General features: G+C 40.2%; 8 protein-coding genes and 1 pseudogene. 5 read left to right on the top strand and 4 right to left on the bottom strand.

Features of this window, described 5'->3' with window-relative positions:
• Nucleotides 1-130: pseudogene (locus tag PX484_RS05220) on the bottom strand (ISL3 family transposase); the annotation flags it as partial.
• 279 nt (nucleotides 131-409) lie between these two features.
• Nucleotides 410-2,221 carry an NACHT domain-containing protein gene (locus tag PX484_RS05215; protein WP_162561076.1) on the bottom strand — a complete coding sequence of 604 codons (1,812 nt, stop codon included), beginning with the start codon at nucleotides 2,219-2,221 and terminating at the stop codon, nucleotides 410-412.
• A 276-nt stretch (nucleotides 2,222-2,497) separates the two neighbouring features.
• Between PX484_RS05215 and PX484_RS05210 the strand changes: the two genes are divergently transcribed.
• The 5 genes from PX484_RS05210 (at nucleotide 2,498) to PX484_RS05190 (ending at nucleotide 4,763) form a co-directional block, all read left to right on the top strand.
• Nucleotides 2,498-3,334: a hypothetical protein gene (locus PX484_RS05210; RefSeq protein ID WP_287767864.1), complete on the top strand. Its 837-nt coding sequence runs from the start codon at nucleotides 2,498-2,500 to the stop codon at nucleotides 3,332-3,334.
• Nucleotides 3,335-3,477: 143 nt separating this feature from the next.
• Nucleotides 3,478-3,681: a type II toxin-antitoxin system HicB family antitoxin gene (locus PX484_RS05205; protein WP_002734086.1), complete on the top strand. Its 204-nt coding sequence runs from the start codon at nucleotides 3,478-3,480 to the stop codon at nucleotides 3,679-3,681.
• Nucleotides 3,678-3,884, top strand: a complete 207-nt coding sequence (locus tag PX484_RS05200; RefSeq protein WP_002741035.1) for a type II toxin-antitoxin system HicA family toxin — start codon at nucleotides 3,678-3,680, stop codon at nucleotides 3,882-3,884. Before PX484_RS05205 ends, PX484_RS05200 begins: the two co-directional genes overlap by 4 nt.
• 187 nt (nucleotides 3,885-4,071) lie before the next feature.
• The gene (locus PX484_RS05195; RefSeq protein WP_288103074.1) at nucleotides 4,072-4,368 is read left to right on the top strand and encodes a hypothetical protein; all 297 of its coding nucleotides are present in this window, start codon (nucleotides 4,072-4,074) and stop codon (nucleotides 4,366-4,368) included.
• Nucleotides 4,365-4,763 (top strand): type II toxin-antitoxin system VapC family toxin, encoded by a 399-nt coding sequence (locus PX484_RS05190; RefSeq protein ID WP_287767860.1) that lies wholly within the window; start codon nucleotides 4,365-4,367, stop codon nucleotides 4,761-4,763. Before PX484_RS05195 ends, PX484_RS05190 begins: the two co-directional genes overlap by 4 nt.
• Before the next feature lie 11 nt (nucleotides 4,764-4,774).
• Here the strand turns inward: PX484_RS05190 and PX484_RS05185 are convergent, their stop codons facing one another.
• Nucleotides 4,775-4,921 carry a hypothetical protein gene (locus tag PX484_RS05185; RefSeq protein ID WP_002758360.1) on the bottom strand — a complete coding sequence of 49 codons (147 nt, stop codon included), beginning with the start codon at nucleotides 4,919-4,921 and terminating at the stop codon, nucleotides 4,775-4,777.
• A 5-nt stretch (nucleotides 4,922-4,926) separates the two neighbouring features.
• Nucleotides 4,927-5,518 (bottom strand): oxidoreductase dimerization domain-containing protein (locus PX484_RS05180; RefSeq protein ID WP_502882697.1); only part of this gene is annotated, 592 nt, incomplete at its 5' end.

Raw genomic sequence — 5,518 nt, 5'->3', positions numbered from 1 at the left:
CTAACCCACAACGAGGACAGGTTGCTTTTTGATTTTTCGATTCGATTCGGCAAACTATACCGATATTTTCTAGGTGTAGATAGCCTTGAATACAGGTTCCTTTTAGGTTCAAAAATTTGTCAAGTATCATAAGTAAAATACTCTGGTTTTTGGCTATTATATCAAATCTTAACTTGATTGTCTATCTTTTGGTATTAACCTGTTGATGCCTTAAGTCCTTCCCTATATGGATTTCAGATACTTTTGAGCGTAGGCACTCTCATCGAATTTTATTTTAAGTTAATTATTTGCATAACAATTCCCGAAGAGCCCAAATTATTTAGCCTCCTTTTTAAGAGAACATTAGCTGCTTGTTTAAATGTGTCTTTCATAATTCAAATTTGATAATTTACAATTCATAATTTATAACTCATGGATGACTTTCTAAATCCTCTTCTAATTTAGCATCTAATTTATTTTTGACATATTCATCAACACTTAAGCCTTCATCTCGACATTCATAAGCAAGTGCCATTGTGTCAACAGTCGGTTCTTCCATGTTCAATATAGCACTAATTATATTAGTGGCATTACTTTGAGCCGTATAAAGACGAATAGTTTCGTGCCACCAAGAGTGATTAATATTGTCAAGTAATAGCTTCTCTTGCTGAGTTTCTTTGATTTCAACTGCTGCTAAATATTCTTGAAAACTCAAATGAGCGAATTCATAGACATCATTCTCTTTCTCCACCAACAAACCACAGACATCTCTCACCTGCTTAATAAACTCCTCTGCTGTAATTTCACTACTCGCTACTTCTCTTAATTTAGCTTGAATCAACGGTGCTTTTTCTGATAATTTAAACTCCCTGGTGTTATTCTGCATTAACATCAACGCCAACACTTGTAATACAGCTTGCTTTTGTGTGGCTATTAAGGGAATAGCAAGTTTTTTAGCACGGTGTCGCTTTTCTAATAATACTTGACAAATTTCTTTGTATAGTTCTACTCTCTTACCGGGTAAAGCACTTCCCCTCCGGTGTACAGTGGCAATCATGGTTAGTAGTAAAGGATTTACTGCCATATCTGCTAAAGGCTTACTATTGAGGATACGCGCAATTAAATCCTCAGCTTGTTCTCTCGCCTCTTCACGCACCCCTAAATCTTCTTCCCCCGCACGACTAATAATTTCTGTCTGTAAATACCAGTTATTAACAAACTGCTGCATTTGTTTAAGGTTGAACGGTTTTACCTCTAGCACAGTTACACTTTCTTGTAGCGGCGCACTTCTATAACCGTAAGGTCTAGAGGTTAGCAAAAAAAGCGTATCAGGATATGTTTGAATCTGTTCATCTACCCAATTTTTAACTTTCTGGCGCTGAGTTTCATCTGCAACTTCATCCAATCCATCTAACAGTACCAAACATTGTTTTTGACGTAATTTATCCGCAAACCAATGTAACGGTGGGTTGAGGGGATCAATCTTACGTTGTCCCTTAATTTGTTGGGTAATTAACTCTGGTAAAGTCAATTTATGAGCGGCAATTTCCTGACTCAACTCAATTTCCTGACTCACCTCTCTAAGATACAGCAACACGGGAATCAGTTTTGGTGCTTGCGGGTGAATCTTGCGTTGAGATTGGGTAGCATAAGTTAGGGCAATGTGCCTGAGTAAAGTCGTCTTCCCTGACCCCGGTGCGCCTAAAATAACTATGGGACGGAAAGCTGCTTCATTTTGCATGGCTGCTAAAAAGTCCCAAATTTGCTTTTCTTTGGGGTTCTTGGCGCTTCTATCTACCGCCTGAATCATTTTGGGATCGACCTGTACTGCCTCTTTGGTCGCCATCTTGAGTGGGACAAATACCTTTTCCAACTTCAAGATGCGGTCTTTATCCAATCCCTGGGTAAGATAGTCCCGACAGATGTAGATGAGTTGCTGGTAATATTTGTTAAGGAAGTTTCGTTTTGACCGCAGTTGTATCAAGTTAGATGGTATATTATTAATTGTCCTAATCAACGTTTGAGCACTCGTTTCCCCTCGTCTTTCTGCTTCTTCCTCTAGGGTTTCCATAAACTTGCCACTAAACTTAACCCAGAGAGACGAACACGCCGTTACGAAGGTTGGAATCAGAGTTTGTGTCCACTCTCCCTGCGTCAATCCTTGTTTAACAGAATCCAGCGTCCATAGGGAGGCTGTACCAAAAGGTATCCACTGAACTAAACGCTGTGTAAGTTTCTGCATCGGTGGCATCGCTGAAAAGGCTTTTCTTCCTATTTTATGCGATCTTCTGTAAAATGAATCCAAGTAGTGGGACTTAGGCATTTTCGGTCAGACGGAAAGGCTCAAACCCTTACGGGACAATACGTTAACCTTGATCTGCTAGTTTCCTTGATATATATAGGTTTCAGCGATTTTGGGTTTCTCGAAGTAAATCCCAATCCCTACTTGGGGTTGAGACTTTTATCGATTTGTTTTTTGTTTAAGTTACAGTAGCAGATATTCAGCAATTTTCTTGATATGGGTAGCAACAATATTGTAATTATCGGACCTAGAGCATCTGGAAAAACGACTTATTTAGCTGGATTATCTTATTGGCCAAAGCTGAAGGATGTTCTGCAAGAAAAGAGAGATTATGAGATTCACCCTCGTGATGATGGTGCGCTTAGACTTCAATATCAAGCGAAAAATATTCTTTTAGAGGGGGAATTTTCACCAACAGTCATCCCAATAGAGGTTTGTTTCGGCATAAAAATAAAAAGAAGATTTTCTAAAACCGAGCTAGATCTATATCTAGTTTTTAAAGATTATCCAGGAGAGATTGATGAACCTAGTATGCACCTGCACCGTTGGTACAGAGAATTTTGGCAAGAATATTTAAGTCCTGATGTAGTAGGATGTCTGATTTTGTTGCCAGCATGGCAGCGAGAAGAATGTGATAGACAATATAGTCGTATTGTGGAGAATCTAACTAAACTAATCGACGAATATAAAAGAATGAAAAACTTTCGCTTAGCAGTAGCAATGAGTAAATGTGAAAGAATAGAGCTTTGGCCAGGAAGACTTAATCCTGAGTCTGATTTATTTGAAATTCATTTACCAAGAACCACAGATATATTAAGGAGAAGAATACCAAAAGAAAATTTAAAATTTTTCGCTATTTCTTCATTTGGAGTGCTAGGAGAAAATGATCCGCGTCCTAATCGGGCAAACCGCATCATTCACGGGGAGTTCCTGTCAGTTCTCAGAGATTCGGAGAAATGGCAACCCTATAACCTGATTGAACCCTTATATTGGCTGAGTACAGGACAAGTGATACCTGTATTGAATCGAAAATTTCCAGCCCTGTTTTCCTGACAAGGCTGAAAACGCACTACTTAGCCGATACCATCGAAGCCGTAATCTGTAACAGTCAGCCTGTAGGTTGGGTTGACGCAAGGAAACCCAACTTCCATATTCATATTAAAATAAGAGATAAGTTTTCAAAAATTCTGAACCTGATGAAAATCAAAGCTATTATTCATCCAGCCGAAGAAGGCGGTTACTGGGCTGAAGTTCCCGCTCTGCCCGGTTGTATAACAGAAGGAGATAGTATGGACGAAGTTGTCGATAACCTCCAAGATGCCATACAAGGCTGGTTAGAAGTTGCCAATGAAAGCAAACAACCTGAATCTAGGTCAGAAGTGATTGAAATTGCTGTATGAAATCAATATCAGGGAAAAAACTCTGTAAAATTGTCGAAAAAAAAGGTTGGATACTCAAAAAAATTACCAGTAGTCACCATATTTATGAAAAGGAGGATGAAGATAAAATTCTATCTATTCCTGTACACCGCAATCAGGACTTAAAAATTGGAACTTTAAAATCAATTATGAAAATAGCTCGATTATCGGAAGATGACTTATAAGCTTTCGTAGGGTGCGTTAATGTTAATGTAACGCACCATCAATTTCCTAATATTCGGTGGGTTACGCTGTCGCTAACCCACCCTACAGTGCTACTGTGAAGAGACAAGCTGATGTCCGAGGTTATAATGGTCAAAGAGTTAAAAAAGAAATTAATCTAATCAATAGCCACAATGAAGGTACAGCCAAATGAGTCAAGTCTTAACCCTAGAATTGAGCGATGAAGTCTATGCCGCCTTGCAACAGCAAGCTAAAATATTAGGTATCGACCTGTCAGAATTAGTAACAACTTCCCTTGAGCGACAGTATCGCTTGAACAAAAATAAAGACCAACGCACGGAAGCCGAAAAAGAAGCAGCACGTCAACGCTTTCGAGCGCACGCTGGCTCAATTAGCGGCTATCCGACAGGAGCAGATAATGAAAGCATTGATGCTGACTTAGGGAGAGAGTATGGAGATACTCATGAGGAGACATCAAATCAGTGATACTCCTCGATACTTCTGGGTTACTTTGCTATGTCTATCGTGATCAACCAGGACATGAAGAAGCTGTCCAATTGTTAGATAGTGCAGGTAAAAGCAGCACCCACAGTTACGTTTTAGCAGAGTTAGTTGCTCTAGCTCAAGTTCGCCATTACCCGCGTTTAGCTACCCTAGAATTTATCAACGATTTGCTAGAAAATCCAGATATCGAGACAGTTTGGATAGATGAGCCTTTACATCGTGCTGCGGTCAAACTATTGATGGCACGGCAAGATAAGACTTATTCTTTATGTGATGCAGTTAGCTTTTTATTGATGCGTCAGTTCAATATTAATGAAGCATTAACCACCGATCGCCATTTTGAGCAAGAAGGTTTTCACCGTTTACTTGTATTCTAAAAAGGGCAGAGCTACGTCAGGGGTTGGTATTTCTCCAACTGGTACTCTTGCCATTTCCCCGACCCCCGTTCGGTGAGGGATTGGGCGTTTCCCAACTGTGCGGCTGCTTCCCGCCAGAATTGTTCAAAGTTCTGCCGCAGTTCTCCGGTGGCAATCATTGATTTTAACGCGATAATTTAGTCAACAATTCCAAGAGTTTTTTACTATTAGGAGTCAAGAGAGTTCGACGATAGGCATCGGCGGCCTTTTTAATCGCTTCCGCTTGGGTGGGGTAGGGATGAATAACAATAGAGAGTTTACCCAGTCCGATTTTGGCAACCATAGCGGTGGTAATTTCAGAAATCATCTCACCGGCGTGAGCGGCGACGATAGTGGCTCCTAAAATTTGGTCGGAACCTTGTTTGTGAATAATTTTTAAAAAACCGTCCGTTTCGCCATCAGCGATAGCTCGATCGACTATACTCAAAGGAATTTTAATAGTATTAGTGGTCAATCCCCGGGCTTTTGCTTGGGTTTCATCCATGCCCACACGAGCAATTTCTGGGTCAGTGTAAGTGACCCAAGGCATAACTAAATTACTGAGCTTATCGCGTCCGAAACCGAAGGGAGAAAAGAGAGTATTTTTAATCACAATACGGGCGGCTGCATCGGCAGCATGGGTAAATTTCCAATCCATACAGATATCACCGGCCGCATAAATTTTCGGGTTAGTAGTTTGCAGATAATCATTAACTTTGACTCCCCGACGAGTATCG

It is taken from the genome of Microcystis sp. M49636_WE2 (genome assembly GCF_030065375.1).
Lineage (GTDB): Bacteria > Cyanobacteriota > Cyanobacteriia > Cyanobacteriales > Microcystaceae > Microcystis > Microcystis aeruginosa_C.
This window is presented reverse-complemented; position numbering and strand designations above follow the sequence as displayed.